Origin of the sequence: Arcobacter sp. L (assembly GCF_000284235.1) — a bacterium.
Lineage (GTDB): Bacteria > Campylobacterota > Campylobacteria > Campylobacterales > Arcobacteraceae > Aliarcobacter > Aliarcobacter defluvii.
Genome location: NC_017192.1, coordinates 2,332,627 through 2,348,776 on the forward strand (window position 1 = coordinate 2,332,627; position 16,150 = coordinate 2,348,776).

General features: G+C 33.4%; 9 protein-coding genes, 5 tRNA genes and 3 rRNA genes. 2 read left to right on the forward strand and 15 right to left on the reverse strand.

The genetic code is table 11. The features are described from left to right. The first annotated feature begins 2 nt into the window (after positions 1–2). Complete coding sequence (ruvB, locus tag ABLL_RS11500; RefSeq protein ID WP_014474981.1) at positions 3–1,040, forward strand: Holliday junction branch migration DNA helicase RuvB; 1,038 nt, start codon at positions 3–5, stop codon at positions 1,038–1,040. Beyond that, positions 1,037–2,089, forward strand: coding sequence for an AI-2E family transporter (locus tag ABLL_RS11505; RefSeq protein ID WP_014474982.1), 1,053 nt, complete (start codon positions 1,037–1,039; stop codon positions 2,087–2,089). Before ruvB ends, ABLL_RS11505 begins: the two co-directional genes overlap by 4 nt. 18 nt (positions 2,090–2,107) lie before the next feature. On the opposite strand, the gene ABLL_RS11510 is transcribed toward ABLL_RS11505, so the two are convergent. The 15 genes from ABLL_RS11510 to gyrA all read right to left on the reverse strand — a co-directional run bounded on the left by ABLL_RS11510 (position 2,108) and on the right by gyrA (position 16,097). Beyond that, the gene (locus ABLL_RS11510) at positions 2,108–2,854 is read right to left on the reverse strand and encodes a ferredoxin-thioredoxin reductase catalytic domain-containing protein (protein ID WP_014474983.1); all 747 of its coding nucleotides are present in this window, start codon (positions 2,852–2,854) and stop codon (positions 2,108–2,110) included. 92 nt (positions 2,855–2,946) lie between these two features. After that, on the reverse strand, positions 2,947–3,165 hold the full coding sequence (locus tag ABLL_RS11515) for a VF530 family DNA-binding protein (protein WP_014474984.1): 219 nt from the start codon (positions 3,163–3,165) through the stop codon (positions 2,947–2,949). 189 nt (positions 3,166–3,354) lie between these two features. Further along, a 5S ribosomal RNA gene (rrf, locus tag ABLL_RS11520) occupies positions 3,355–3,470 on the reverse strand. Positions 3,471–3,637: 167 nt separating this feature from the next. Then, positions 3,638–6,550 (reverse strand): 23S ribosomal RNA (locus ABLL_RS11525). 312 nt (positions 6,551–6,862) lie between these two features. Further along, positions 6,863–6,938: transfer RNA gene (locus ABLL_RS11530), tRNA-Ala, on the reverse strand. A gap of 30 nt (positions 6,939–6,968) precedes the next feature. After that, positions 6,969–7,045, reverse strand: a tRNA-Ile gene (locus tag ABLL_RS11535). Between the two features lie 96 nt (positions 7,046–7,141). Beyond that, positions 7,142–8,659, reverse strand: a 16S ribosomal RNA gene (locus tag ABLL_RS11540). Together the 16S, 23S and 5S rRNA genes with 2 tRNA genes alongside form the textbook arrangement of a ribosomal RNA operon. 877 nt (positions 8,660–9,536) lie before the next feature. Beyond that, positions 9,537–9,611: transfer RNA gene (locus tag ABLL_RS11545), tRNA-Asn, on the reverse strand. Positions 9,612–9,650: 39 nt separating this feature from the next. Beyond that, positions 9,651–9,725 (reverse strand) — tRNA-Asn (locus tag ABLL_RS11550). A gap of 33 nt (positions 9,726–9,758) precedes the next feature. Then, positions 9,759–9,833, reverse strand: a tRNA-Asn gene (locus tag ABLL_RS11555). A gap of 65 nt (positions 9,834–9,898) precedes the next feature. Continuing rightward, a complete protein-coding gene (locus ABLL_RS11560) occupies positions 9,899–10,816 on the reverse strand; it encodes a radical SAM protein (RefSeq protein ID WP_014474985.1) in 918 nt (305 codons plus the stop codon). A 77-nt stretch (positions 10,817–10,893) separates the two neighbouring features. Further along, a complete protein-coding gene (gene hemE, locus ABLL_RS11565; protein ID WP_014474986.1) occupies positions 10,894–11,934 on the reverse strand; it encodes a uroporphyrinogen decarboxylase in 1,041 nt (346 codons plus the stop codon). 10 nt (positions 11,935–11,944) lie between these two features. Continuing rightward, positions 11,945–12,451 (reverse strand): YqhA family protein, encoded by a 507-nt coding sequence (locus tag ABLL_RS11570; RefSeq protein WP_014474987.1) that lies wholly within the window; start codon positions 12,449–12,451, stop codon positions 11,945–11,947. Position 12,452: 1 nt separating this feature from the next. Next, a complete protein-coding gene (locus tag ABLL_RS11575; RefSeq protein WP_014474988.1) occupies positions 12,453–13,490 on the reverse strand; it encodes an aspartate-semialdehyde dehydrogenase in 1,038 nt (345 codons plus the stop codon). A gap of 3 nt (positions 13,491–13,493) precedes the next feature. After that, a complete protein-coding gene (gene gyrA, locus ABLL_RS11580) occupies positions 13,494–16,097 on the reverse strand; it encodes a DNA gyrase subunit A (protein WP_014474989.1) in 2,604 nt (867 codons plus the stop codon). Positions 16,098–16,150: the final 53 nt, after the last annotated feature.

Consider the following 16,150-nt stretch of genomic DNA (forward strand, 5'->3'; position numbering starts at 1 on the left):
AAATGGAAAGATTAGTAGAAGTTGAACAAATATCATTTGAAGAAGAAAGTACAGAAGTAAATCTACGTCCTTCAAACTGGGATGATTATATTGGTCAAGAAAAAATCAAGAAAAATCTAAGAGTTTTTATTGATGCATCTAAAAAAAGAAAAGAAGCACTAGATCATATATTATTTTATGGACCTCCTGGACTTGGTAAAACAACTTTATCATATTTAATATCAAATGAAATGAATACTAATATAAAAATCACAGCTGGACCTATGATAGAAAAAAGTGGAGATTTAGCTGCAATTTTAACTAATCTTGAAGAAGGTGATATTTTATTTATTGATGAGATTCATAGACTTAGTCCTGCTGTAGAAGAAATCCTTTATCCAGCTATGGAAGATTATAGATTAGATATAATAATTGGTTCAGGACCAGCTGCTCAAACTGTAAAAATAGATTTACCAAGATTTACTCTAATTGGAGCAACTACACGTGCAGGAATGCTTTCAAATCCTCTAAGAGAAAGATTTGGTATGCATTTTAGAATGCAATTTTATACGCACGAAGAGTTAGCAAAAATCATTCAAAAAGCTTCAATTAAGCTAGGGAAATTTTGCGAAGATGATGCATCATTAGAAATATCAAAAAGAAGTAGAGGTACACCCAGAGTTGCATTGAGGCTGTTAAGACGAGTAAGAGATTTTTCTGAAGTAGAAAATGAAAAATTAGTTCATATAGAAAGATGTAAATATGCTTTAGATGAATTAGGGGTAAATGAAAGTGGATTTGATGAAATGGATATAAATTTACTAGAACTTCTAATTTCAAATAGAGGAAAACCTATGGGACTTTCTACAATTGCAGCAGCACTTAGTGAAGACGAAGGTACAATTGAAGATGCAATTGAGCCTTATTTACTTGCAAATGGATATATAGAAAGAACGGCCAGAGGAAGAGTAGCAAGTATAAAAACATATGAAATGTTTAGACTTTCATATCCAGGAAATCAAAAATTAGATGATGATTTAACTCAAGGAAAGCTATTTTGAAAGCTGTCTATTTTATAGTTGCAATTGCAATTGTAATGATATTTTTTATGGTTGAGTTATTCAATCCATTTTTAAAAGCTATTCTTGTATCAATATTATTAACTGTTGCAACTAGTTCTTTAACACTTTTTTTAGAAAAAAAATCAAGAAGTAGAATTGCTGCTACATCATTTATTACAATTGCACTTGCTGCACTATTTTTTATTCCTATTTTATATTGTATTTTTTCATTTATTAATTTTTTCAATCAAGTTGATCAAGAACTATTAGTAAGAAATTTGGATGATATAAAAACTTTTATACAAGAGAAATCTGTAAATCTAGCCTTTATGAATAATTTTTTAGATAATCTTAGTTCAAAAATTGATGTAGGAAAAACTGTACAAGACATATTTGCTATTAGTGCTTATTTAGGAAAGAATTCTGCTAAATTTATGATTGATATGGTAATGATTTTAATATTTTTCTTCTTCTTTACCCTTTATTCTACCCCTCTTTTAACTTTCATAAAAGAACTATTACCAATTAAAAAAGAAGATTCAGTAATTTTATTTAGTGAATCATCAAATGTAATGACAGTTGTTTTATACTCAATTTTAGTTACTGCAATATTTGAAGGTTTTTTATTTGGTTTTTTCTTAACTTTTTTTAATTATGATGGATTACTATTTGGAGTTTTATATGGATTTGCATCTTTAATTCCAGTCATTGGTGGAGTAATAATGTGGCTTCCAATTGTAATCTATGAAGCAACAACAAATTCAATAACAAATGCTTTTATTATTGCGATTTATTCTATAGTTGTAATCTCAATATTTGCAGATACATTTGTAAAACCAATGATAATAAAATATATAAATAAAAAAGTAGTAAAAACACCTACTAGCGTAAATGAATTATTGATTTTCTTTGCAATAGTTGCTGGTCTTTCAACATTTGGTTTTTGGGGAATGATTATTGGTCCTGCAATGGTGACCTTTTTTATCTCAATTATGCACTTATTAAAAAAGTATTCTGATGATTTTAAAGAAAATGTATCTTATGACTAAGATACATTTCTTTAAATGTTAATTATCTCCACTCTCTCTTTCTCCACCATAAGAAGAAATTCCATAGTCTAAATTTGCAACTGATTTAAATCCCAAATCAAGCATTATTCTTTGACAATATGCACTTCTACTTCCACTATGACAATAAACAATAACAGGAATATCTTTTTGGTTATTAATTCTTTCAAGTGCATGATAAAATGACGTTGTAGGTATTAAATAATCTGTTCCTTTTATTCTTGTTCCAACCCATTCCATCCATTCTCTTGTATCAACTAAATTAAATTTTACGAAACCTAATTCTCTTGCTTCAAGTAATGATTCTAACTCTTGAGAATTAATTTCTTCTTTAAGCAATAATTTTTCGCACTCATCTTTTGTTAATCCTCTTGAATGTGTTGCAATTGCATCGTGCATACTAAGTTCATTTTTTGTTTCTTCTGCTTTTTCTTTTGTACAATAAATTCCACAGTGACATGAACCTTTAAGTGGTATTTCTTTAGTTAATGCTGGAGTACATGGACAAAGTCTATTTTCACTTTTTTCTTGTTCTTCTAATGTTTCTCCAATAACCATAAAACAAGGACAAAATCTTTTTCCATAAATTAATTTATTTCTTGTTAATCCCATTTGTATAGATTCATTAACTTCATCATCTGGATTATACACAAGATTATGCTCTTCTAAAACCTTATCTGTAAATTGTTTTGTTAATTCTAATTCAATTTGAAATTCTTCACTATTTATATCTATTTTTCTAATCATAAATTATCCTAATATTTTAAAGTTTGTAATAGTAATATAATTTATATTAATATTTCTCTTTAGAGTGAAATTAAAGAATTTATATAATAAATTCATTTATTTATCATTGATAAATAAAGCTTTTCAACTTTTTCTCTCGCCCATGGAGTTTTTCTAAGAAATTTTAAAGAAGATTTAACACTTGGTTCATAATTGAAACAATTAATATTAATCTTTTTACCTAATTCATCCCAGCCATAGTTATCAACCAAAGAATTTATTATCATTTCTAATTTAATTCCATGTAATGGATTATTTTGATTATTATTCAATTTTATTCCTAGTTTTTATTTATTATAACATAAGTGAATAAACAAGAGGAAATAAACAAACCAAATAAAAGGATAAAGGGGAAAAACCAAGAAAGGATGAGAGGATAGAGGGGTAAAAAAAAAGCTTTTGCTAAGAGGAACTGTAAAGAAGTTCAAATTAGTAAAAGCTTGGTAAATAAAAAACTCAAGAGCTGGCAGCGGCCTACGTTTCCACCAGGGGACCCGGCAGTATTATCGGCGATGAAGTGCTTGACTTCCAGGTTCGGAATGGGACTGGGTATTTCCACTTCTCTATAGCCACCAGCAAAGTTGAGTGAAAAAAGTAAGAAGAAACATAAAGAAAGATTCAATATGTAAATACTCTTTACACTCAACTCGTTTAGGAGTTAAGAAAAATAATGTTAAAGTCTTTTCACAATATATATTAAATATAAGAAATATATTTAATAAGATAGTAAACCAAAGAATTGTTTAAAATAAGCCAAACGTTCTATTAGTACTGGTCAGCTAAACGCCTTACAACGCTTACACATCCAGCCTATCAACCAGCTAGTCTTGCTGGGAACTTCAGGGAAAGTTAATCTTAGAGTTGGCTTCGAGCTTAGATGCTTTCAGCTCTTATCACATCCGTACGTAGCTACCCAACGATGCTCTTGGCAGAACAATTGGTACACCAGTGGTACGTTCATCCCGGTCCTCTCGTACTAGGGACAAATCTCTTCAACTTTCCTACGCCCACGGAAGATAGGGACCGAACTGTCTCACGACGTTCTGAACCCAGCTCGCGTACCGCTTTAAATGGCGAACAGCCATACCCTTGGGACCTACTTCAGCCCCAGGATGCGATGAGCCGACATCGAGGTGCCAAACCTCCCCGTCGATGTGAGCTCTTGGGGGAGATCAGCCTGTTATCCCCGGCGTACCTTTTATCCTTTGAGCGATGGCCCTTCCACACAGAACCACCGGATCACTATGACCGACTTTCGTCTCTGTTCGACTTGTATGTCTCACAGTCAAGCTAGTTTATGCCATTATACTCAACTGGCGATTTCCATCCGCCATGAACTAACCTTTGTAAGCCTCCGTTACTTTTTAGGAGGCGACCGCCCCAGTCAAACTACCCACCAGACATTGTCCTGATACAAGATAATTGTACGCAGTTAGTAACTCAAATATTCAAGGGTGGTATCTCAAGGATGGCTCCATATGTACTTGCGTCCATATATCATAGCCTCCCACCTATCCTGCACATGAATATCCAAGCTACAGTGTCAAGCTGTAGTAAAGGTGCACGGGGTCTTTCCGTCTTTCCGCGGGTAGGAGGAATTTTCACCTCCACTACAATTTCACTGGATCCCTGGTTGAGACAGCTCCCATCTCGTTACGCCATTCATGCAGGTCGGTATTTAACCGACAAGGAATTTCGCTACCTTAGGACCGTTATAGTTACGGCCGCCGTTTACTCGGGCTTCAATCAAATGCTTCGCTTGCGCTGACATCATCAGTTAACCTTCGAGCACCGGGCAGGCGTCACACCTTATACATCCACTTACGTGTTAGCAAAGTGCTGTGTTTTTGGTAAACAGTCGGGAGGGACTCTTTGTTGCAACCTCTATCGCTTTTTGGAGCAAGTCCATATACAATAGTAGGCACACCTTATACCGAAGATACGGTGCTAGTTTGCAGAGTTCCTTAACCAGGGTTCTTCCACGCGCCTTAGAATACTCATCCCACCCACCTGTGTCGGTTTACGGTACGGGCAACATATAATATACTTAGTGGCTTTTCTTGGCACGACAGTATCATCGATTCTCCATCTCCTCCGAAGAGTGTCAAGAGCCTGTAAGATCTCGGCCTAACGTTACCCGGATTTGCCTAAGTAACAGCCTACGTCCTTCGAGCCACTATTCCATCAGTGACCTCGATTAACTCTATGCGTCCCCACATCGCGCTTATATGTTGGTATTGAAATATTAATCAATTTGCCATCGTCTACCCCTTTCGGACTCGACTTAGGTCCCGACTAACCCTACGATGACGAGCATCGCGTAGGAAACCTTGGGTTTTCGGCGTTGAGGATTCTCACCTCAATTATCGCTACTCATGCCTGCATGCTCACTTCTATCCGCTCCAACGCTCCTTACCGGTACATCTTCTACGCTGAATAGAACGCTCTCCTACCACTCAATTAAAATTGAATCTAAAGCTTCGGTGTACATCTTAGCCCCGTTATATTTTCCGCGCAGAATCACTAGACCAGTGAGCTGTTACGCTTTCTTTAAAGGATGGCTGCTTCTAAGCCAACCTCCTGGTTGTCACAGTAACTCCACATCGTTTTCCACTTAGATGTAACTTAGGGACCTTAGCTGTTAGTCTGGGTTGTTCCCCTCTCGACGATTGATTTTATCACCCACCGCCTGACTCCTGTGATTCCACATATGGTATTCATAGTTTGATAGGGTTTGGTACCGCGGTAAGCAGCCCTAGCCCATTCAGTGCTCTACCCCCATATGCTACAACACAAGGCTATACCTAAATATATTTCGGAGAGAACCAGCTATCACGAAGTTTGATTGGCCTTTCACCCCTATCCACAAGTCATCCGGAGACTTTTCAACGCCTATCGGTTCGGTCCTCCACTGGCTCTTACACCAGCTTCAACCTGCTCATGGATAGATCACTTCGTTTCGGGTCTGCAGCATCTGACTAATTCGCCCTATTAAGACTCGCTTTCGCTACGGCTTCGTACTTGACTTAACCTTGCCAGATACCACAACTCGCAGGCTCATTATGCAAAAGGCAGTCCATCACCCTGATAAATCATAGGGCTCTGAATGATTGTAAGCTAATGGTTTCAGGTTCTATTTCACTCTCCTCGCTGGAGTACTTTTCACCTTTCCCTCACGGTACTTGTTCACTATCGATCTGTAAGTAGTATTTAGGATTGGAGGGTGGTCCCCCCAGTTTCAGTCAAAATATCACGTGTTCCGACCTACTCAGGATACCATTAGAGCTATTGAGAATTTAAATTACAGGAGTTTCACCTTCTATGCTACACTTTTCCAAGTATTTCATCTATCCTCTTTAGTCTCACATTATGGTCCTACAACCCCCAATGCAAGCATTGGGTTTGTCCTAATCCGCTTTCGCTCGCCGCTACTGACGGAATCTCGTTTGATTTCTCTTCCTCTGGCTACTGAGATGTTTCACTTCACCAGGTTAGCTCCCCGTAGGGTAATATATATCTCTATATACTGGGTTGCCCCATTCAGAAATCCCCGGATCAAAGCTCTTTGGCAGCTCCCCGAGGCTTATCGCAGCCTAATACGTCTTTCATCGCCTCTTACAGTCTAGGCATCCACCATTAGCCCTTAATAGCTTATTAATAAATAGAGTTAAACTCTATCGCTTTTTGATAATATTCTTTGGCTACTATCTTATTAAACATATTATTTAAAATATATCCAATAAAATAATGTTGTGTTCTATCTAATTTCTTAGATATGAAATTTTTTTTGTTTTAAATTATTTAACATTTCTGTTATCTAATTCTTACGAAAAAATTAAAGACTTTAACATTATATTTTTAAATATCATTTTGATTCGAAAATCAAATATAAATTCAATATCCTTTGAACTTATATTTAACTTCTTTATCACTCTATAAATTAATTATTACGCATTTACTCTTAATAGGTGGTGGAGAATAGCGGGATCGAACCGCTGACCTCCTGCGTGCAAAGCAGGCGCTCTCCCAGCTGAGCTAATTCCCCAACCTAAATTAATCTTTCTAGATTATTTAATGGTGGGCCTATCAGGACTTGAACCTGAGACCTCACGATTATCAGTCGAGCGCTCTAGCCAGCTGAGCTATAGGCCCCTTTTACTACCTATTTAAATAATCTTTATAAACCGAATATAAAAACTCTTTCTTTTTAGTTTTAAGTTAAGAATCGAATCTTAACTTAATTCTCTGAAAGGAGGTGATCCAACCGCAGGTTCTCCTACGGTTACCTTGTTACGACTTCACCCCAGTCGCTGAATCCACTGTGGAAGGTAGCTACTTTAGCATCCCCGCTTCGAATGAGTTCAACTCCCATGGTGTGACGGGCGGTGAGTACAAGACCCGGGAACGTATTCACCGTAGCATAGCTGATCTACGATTACTAGCGATTCCAACTTCATGTAGTCGAGTTGCAGACTACAATCCGAACTGGGAGATATTTTTGAGATTTGCTCCACATCACTGTATTGCTGCTCTTTGTATACCCCATTGTAGCACGTGTGTAGCCCTGGACGTAAGGGCCATGATGACTTGACGTCGTCCTCACCTTCCTCCTACTTGCGTAGGCAGTCTCATTAGAGTTCTCAGCCGAACTGTTAGCAACTAATGACGAGGGTTGCGCTCGTTGCGGGACTTAACCCAACATCTCACGACACGAGCTGACGACAGCCGTGCAGCACCTGTATATAAGTTTCTGCAAGCAGACACCAATCTATCTCTAGAAAGTTCTTACTATGTCAAGTCCAGGTAAGGTTCTTCGTGTATCGTCGAATTAAACCACATGCTCCACCGCTTGTGCGGGTCCCCGTCTATTCCTTTGAGTTTTAATCTTGCGACCGTACTCCCCAGGCGGTACACTTAATGTGTTAACTGCATTACTGCAAGGTCGAGCCTCACAACAACTAGTGTACATCGTTTAGGGCGTGGACTACCAGGGTATCTAATCCTGTTTGCTCCCCACGCTTTCGCGTCTCAGCGTCAATAATGTTCCAGTAGATCGCCTTCGCAATCGGTATTCCTTCTGATCTCTACGGATTTTACCCCTACACCAGAAATTCCATCTACCTCTCCCACATTCTAGGTATACAGTTTCAAAAGCAGTTCAATAGTTAAGCTATTGGATTTCACTTCTGACTTATATACCCGCCTACACGCTCTTTACGCCCAGTGATTCCGAGTAACGCTTGCACCCTCCGTATTACCGCGGCTGCTGGCACGGAGTTAGCCGGTGCTTATTCATATAGTACCGTCATTATCTTCCTATATAAAAGGAGTTTACGCACCGAAATGTGTCATCCTCCACGCGGCGTTGCTGCATCAGACTTTCGTCCATTGTGCAATATTCCCCACTGCTGCCTCCCGTAGGAGTCTGGACCGTGTCTCAGTTCCAGTGTGACTGATCATCCTCTCAAACCAGTTAGGCGTCATTGCCTTGGTGAGCCATTACCTCACCAACAAGCTGATACCATACAGACCCATCCTCTAGCACTAAAGCGTTTCCCTTGCATACTTATGTATTAAAGGCATATAGGGCATTAGCAGACGTTTCCATCTGTTATTCCTTTCTAGAGGGCAGGTTATCTATACATTACTCACCCGTGCGCCACTTAGCTGACAATTATAGCAAGCTATAATCCGTTCTCGTTCGACTTGCATGTGTTAAGCACGCCGCCAGCGTTCACTCTGAGCCAGGATCAAACTCTCCATAAATTATAGAGCTTTTGAAACTGACAAATTTTATAACTCTTCAATTACAAAATTATCACTCAAATTTTATAGACAAGTATTTGTTTTACCAAATTCTCTTGTTTTTATATTTTTATTTAACATTTATTCTTATTTTTAATCTAAACAAACATAGATTTTTATAAGAGTCTCATATTCGGTTTATAAAGATTACTTTACAAACGTTTATAATTATTTTTAAAGATCATTCCCTCTCGATTGAAGCGTCTCTCTTCTCACTTTTCGTTTGAAGCGTTCCAGTCAAATTGGACGGGAATTATAATAGATTTTTATTAGCTTGTCAATACCTTAACGCTGAAATGTAGCTTAAATTTTTAAATTTATCCTCTTTTTATCACTTTTACTTCTTTTTACTATCTTTTTATCGCTTTTTCTTGGATTTTTCACTCTACACAAATCAAAATAGATGTTATATCATACAAACTATTTAGTCCGTTATAAGTTTTTATGCCATTTATTAGATCTAAAAAAATTAAAAAAGAGATATCAAATGTAATTCATAATAGTTTGATAGAATGTTTTAATATTCCAATAAAAGACAAATTTTAAGTATTTATTGAAATAAATCAAGAGGATTTAATTTTTCTAGATGAATAATTAGGAAATACTTATTCAAATATTTTATTTATCAATTTAATTCTAAAAAAGATTTAGTTATTACAATTATAAATGTAGAAATGAAATTTTAATAAAAAATGCCCTTTATAAATTTTATGTTGAAACTATCTAAATATAAATAAAGATATTTTGAAAGCTTTACAAAACTGTATTAACTCTATAGCAAAAAATATTTGAAAATGTAATTCTTAAATCTATTAAAAAAAAATTTAATTAAATAAAATGGCTCCGGCACCTGGATTCGAACCAGGGACCAAATGATTAACAGTCATCTACTCTACCGCTGAGCTATGCCGGAATTTGATTTTTATTTTATTGTAAGTTTTGAATTTATAAATGGCTCCGGCACCTGGATTCGAACCAGGGACCAAATGATTAACAGTCATCTACTCTACCGCTGAGCTATGCCGGAATCTATAAATTATAAGTATCAAAGTCAAAGTAATGGCTCCGGCACCTGGATTCGAACCAGGGACCAAATGATTAACAGTCATCTACTCTACCGCTGAGCTATGCCGGAATTTATGACTTTAACTTTAATGGGGTGGAATTATAGTAAAAAAAGTTTTTATTGTCAAGACTTTTTCATACATTTTTGTAAAAATCGACTCCACTACTATTTACAATATATATTTTCTTTTCTTCTAAAAGTTTTAGTAAAATATCTTTTGATTTATCATCAAACATATTTTCTATATCTTCTTTTGTAAGTGGTCTTCTTTTTAACATAAAAAGTATTTCATCTTCACTATAAGTTTGAATCAATTTTGGTCTATTTTTAAAAACGATATTTACATTTATATTTTCAAATCTATTTGCAACTTTTTCTAAAAATTCATAACTTACTGGATTTACTTTATATGCTGGTGGTCTATCAATAGTTCCAATATCAACTCTTTTAGGATTGATTTGTTTTACGGCATTAAACAATAACTCTATTTCTTCATCTTTATCATTTACATCTTTAACAAATAAAATTTCTAAAACAAAATCATTCGTTGTTTTTTGTGAGAATTCAATCATAGAAGGAACAATTTTTTCAATTTCTACACTTTTGTTTTGTCTATCAAGTTTTTTAAAACATTTTTTACTTACACAATCTAAAGATAATTTAACGATATCAATTTTTAATAAAGCATTAAAAATCTCTTTTTTATAAATCGTACTTCCATTTGATAAAATCAAAGTTTTTGTTTCACCTTTTATTTTATTAATCTCATCAATTAAATCATCTAATCTGGGATATAAAGTTGGTTCACCATTACATGTTATAGTTATTACATCTATTTTTGGATGATTTTTAAAACTCTCTTTTATTGCACTGGTAATTTCTTCAACACTTGGAAATGTATCCATTTTTTCAATAGTTTTAGCTGGTTCTAATTCACAATATAAACAATCGAAATTACACTGTTTTTTTGATGGCGATAAATCAATACCTAATGATATTCCAAATCTTCGTGAAGGTATTGGTCCAAAAATAATTGAATTTGAATAAGACAAAATAAAAATCCTTTTAAATAAAAAAAGAGAAGCTAAATAGCTTCTCTTTTATAATAATTTTCTAAAACAAATTTGTTTTATGCTTTTTTTGAAACTCTTTGACACTCTTTTACAAAGTGAATTGCATTTTCAACTGGAACATCAGGTAAAATTCCATGACCTAAATTAAAGATGTGTCCACTTCCACCCATAATATTTTGAATTGCTTCAACACACATAGTTGTTGCTTCTTTTGAATATAATCTACAAGGTTCCATATTTCCTTGTAAAACATATTTTTCACCTAATTTTTCCTTTGCAAGAGCCATTGGTGTTCCCCAGTCTACTCCAAATACATCGAAGTTACCATAAACTAAACCTCTTTCAATAAATGAAGCTATTCCTTTTGGGAACATGATAATAGGAATATGAGGATATTTTTCTTTTAAATATTCAGCAATCTCCACCATATATTTCCATGAAAATTCATCATATTTTGAAGGTTCAATTGCAGCTGCCCATGAATCAAAGATTTGAACTACATCAACTCCTGCTTCAATTTGTTTTTCCATATAAAACTTAACTACATCTGTTACACGTCTAAGGATTTTATGTAAAAATTCAGGATTTGAATACATCATTTTTTTACAAAGATTGTATGTTTTTGTTCCTTGACCTTCAATCATATAAGTAGCAAGTGTCCAAGGAGCACCCGTAAATCCAATTAAAGCTTTATCTTGGGGTAATCTTTGTTTTAAAATCTTAATAGTTTCATAAACATAAGTTAATTTATTTGCAGCTTCTTCACCACCAATTAAAGCATCTAAATCTTCTTCAGTTTTAATTGGTTTATCAAATACTGGACCTTCACCTTTTAAAAAGTCTAATTTCATTCCCATTTCATTTGGAACAACTAAAATATCACTAAATAAAATAGCTGCATCAACACCAACTATATCTAAAGGTTGGATTGTAACTTCAGCTGCGAATTCTGGATTGTGACATAAATTTAAAAAGTTTCCAGCTTTTGCTCTAACTTCCATATATTCAGGTAAATATCGTCCAGCTTGTCTCATCATCCAAACAGGAGTATAAGGAGTCTCTTTTCTAAAACATGCATCTACAAAAATTTTTGACATTTTTAACCTTTTAATATTTTCCAACTTTATTTAAAAAATAAAGTCCTAATGATAATAGTGCAATTGAAACAGCAAAATAAAGCATCTCTAATGCACCATCATATTTTGTATGTAAAACTTTTTGAAAAAAGCTTACAATTAATACCATAACAATTACTTTTGCAATTTTATCTTTTAATTGGTCTAATGAATGAATTGCTAGAATATTACTACCACTTGCTTCAGCAGCATCAATTTTTGAAATAAATAGTTCGTAAATACCAAATGCAAAAATTAACATAACTACAGCAATTAAGTATAAATCAACTGCACCTATAATCTTACTTACTATTTCTTCATGAAAATTTTCTGGATGCAAACCATTTAAATAAACATCTAGTGCATATTTAATAACTTCATAAATATCCATTGAAGCAACAACAAAAAGTATTATTGAACCTAATAATCCAAATATTACTGCAAGCAAAACAAAAAGTCTTGCTTGCCACATTGTAGTTTCAAAAATTTTTTCTAACATATTAAATGTCATTTTCCATATCAATCCATTTAAGAGCGATTCTAACTGCATTCGTTGCAGCCCCTACTCTTACTTGGTCAGCTACGTTAAAATAATGAACAATATTTGAAGCATATACATCTTTTCTAATTCTTCCAACATAAGTTAAATCTGTATCTGTTGAAATAATTGGCATTGGATATTTTTTATTTGGTAAATCATCTATTACTTTTAAATTCTCAAAATTATCAAATACTTCTCTAACTTTTTCTAAATCAACTTCAATATTTTCATCAAATGTAACTGTAATTGATTCACTATGAGATCTTAAAACAGGAACTCTTACACAAGTTGCAGCAACTTGAATCTCTTTATGCATAATTTTTTGAGTTTCATTTACCATTTTCATTTCTTCTTTTGTAAATCCATTTTCTTTTGCAACATCAATTTGAGGAATTACATTTAAAGCTATTTGATAAGGGAAAGCTTTTATCTCTGTTTCATCTAATCTAAATGCAAAAAAGTCTTGCATTTGTTTTACAAGTTCTTCCATACCAGTTTTTCCAGCACCTGAAACAGCTTGATATGTTGAAACATCAACTCTTTTAATACCATATAAATCATCTAGTGGTTTTAAACTTTGAACCATTTGAATAGTTGAACAATTTGGATTTGCAATTATTCCCGTTTCTTTCCATAATTTAATATCTTCTGGATTAACTTCTGGAACTACTAATGGAACTTTTGGATCCATTCTAAAATGACTTGTATTATCAATTACAACGGCACCTGCTTCAACTGCATATTTAGCGAATTTTTCAGAAACTGAACCACCTGCACTAAAAAAAGCAATTTCAACATTATTTTCTTCAAATACAGTTTCAGTTAATTCTAAAACTGTAACTTCTTTATTCATATATTCAATTTTTGAACCAGCACTTCTTGCACTTGCCAATGGTATTAATTTATTTATTGGGAAATTATTTTCTTCTAAAACTCTAAATAACTCTTCACCAACTGCACCAGTTGCTCCAACAACTGCAACATTAAACTTTCTCATTTCTTATTCTTCCTCATCTTTTTCTAAATTATCATCATTTTTTTCTAAATCTAAAACATCTAATAAAGTTTGATTTTTTGCATTTGTAGAAATTTCAATATTCGTTTCTAAAATTTCTCCATCTTCGTTATATCTAATAACATTTCCATTTTCATCAAGTTCTATCTCTTCATCCTCTTTTGGACATTTAGCAATAGACACAACTTTATCATTTTTATCTACATTTACAATAATTACTCCAGCTGTATTTCTACCTGCTTTTCTAATTGATTGCATATCAACTCTAATCATTTTTCCAATTGAAGTTAATAACATTAAATCTTGTGAATCATCAACTAAAACTTCTCCAATAACATTTCCAGTCTTTGGTGATAATTTCATAGATATAACTCCAGAACCCGCTCTATTTGTAAGTCTATATTCACTTACTGTTGTTCTTTTTCCTATACCTTTTTCTGAAACAGTTAGTAACTCTTGTTCTTCATTACTTACAACATCAGCATCAACTACAAAATCTACATCATGTTTAAACTTAATACCTCTAACCCCTCTTGTACTTCTTCCTTGATCTCTCGTTTTTTCAATTTCAAATCTAATACATTGTCCCATACTTGTAAAAATCATTAAAAATTGCGTATCAACATCAGCAATTTTAGCAGTTACTATTTCATCTGCATCATCAAGAACAATTGCTCTTACACCATTACTTCTGATATTTGAGAATTCACTTAAAGAAGTTCTTTTAATAATCCCATTTCTTGTGAAGAATACTAGAGATTTAGATTCATCAAAATCAGGTGTTGGAATAATTTCCATAATTTTTTCATCAGGTCTTAAATTGATTAAGTTAACGACTGCTTTACCTTTTGCAGTTCTACTTCCTTCAGGAATTTTATAAACTTTTAACCAATATAATTGTCCCATATTTGTAACAAACATTAAAGTATCATGAGTATTACTTACAAAGAATTTTTCAATAAAATCATCATCGTGTGTAGTAACTGCAACTTTACCTTTACCACCTCTTTTTTGTTTTTCATAAGATTTAATTGGAACTCTTTTTACATATCCATTATGTGTAATTGTTACAACCATAGGTTCATTTGGAATTAAATCTTCTATATCAATTTCATCATAAGAATCTTCAATTTCAGTTCTTCTATCATTTGCAAATTTTTCTTGAATTTCTGTTAATTCTTCTTTGATAATTTGATTTAATTTTTCTTCAGATTTTAAAATTGATTCTAATTCTGCAATTAATATCATAAGTTCAGCATATTCAGCTTCTAATTTATCTCTTTGAAGACCTGTTAATCTTCCAAGTCTCATATCTAAAATAGCTTGAGATTGAATTGGGCTTAATCCAAATCTTGTCTCCAAGCTAGCTTTTGCTTCTGCATCATTTGAACTTGCTCTAATAATTCTTACAACTTCATCGATGTTATCAACAGCAATTTTTAAACCTTCTAAAATATGTGCTCTAGCTTTTGCTTTTTCTAAATCAAATATTGTTCTTCTAATAATTACAGTTTTTCTATGTGATAAGAAAATATTTAATAATTGAGGTAAATTAAATACTTTTGGTTCTTTATTGTAAACAGCTAAAAGAATAATTCCAAATGTAGTTTCCATTGGAGTTGATTTATATAAATTGTTTAAAACAATCTCACTCATTGCATCTTTTTTAAGCTCAATTACAACTCTAATACCTTCTCTATCAGATTCATCTCTAACTTCCGCAATTCCTTCAATTTGTTTATCTTTTGCAAGATTTGCAATAAGTTCAATTAGTCTTGCTTTATTCACTTGATAAGGTAATTCATCAAGAACTATAATCTCTTTTTTACCTCTTGTTTCAATGTGATGTTTAGCTCTAATTCTAACTCTTCCACGTCCTGTGTTATATGCATCAATAATTCCACGTCTTCCAAAAATTGTTCCACCAGTTGGAAAATCTGGACCTTGAATAAATTGCATTAATTCATCTGCTGTTGCATCTGGATTATCAATTGTATATAAAACAGCATTTAATAATTCATTAATATTATGTGGAGGAATTTTTGTAGCCATACCAACTGCAATTCCTTCACTACCATTTAAAAGTAAAGTAGGGACACGAGTAGGAAGAACTGAAGGTTCTTTCATTGTATCGTCATAATTTGGAACAAAATTTACAGTATCTTTGTCTAAATCTCTTAATACTTCTTCAGCTATTCTTGTCATTCTTGCTTCTGTATATCTCATTGCTGCTGCACTATCACCATCGATTGAACCGAAGTTTCCTTGTCCATCAACAAGTGGTGCTCTCATTGAGAAATTTTGTGCCATTCTAACTAAGGCATCATAAACAGAAGTATCTCCATGTGGATGGTATTTACCAATAACATCTCCAACAATTCTTGCTGATTTTTTATAAGCTGATTTTGAAGTAATACTTAAATCATGCATAGCATATAAGATTCTTCTATGAACAGGTTTTAAACCATCTTTTGCATCTGGCAATGCCCGACCAATAATAACACTCATAGAGTAATCTAAATATGAGGCTTTAACTGAATCCTCAATATTTACATCTATAATATCTTGATTTTCGAAAAGGTTTTCCATAAAAAAAGGCCTTTGTAATATAAAATTGATTTATTTTATCTAAATTGCGCTTA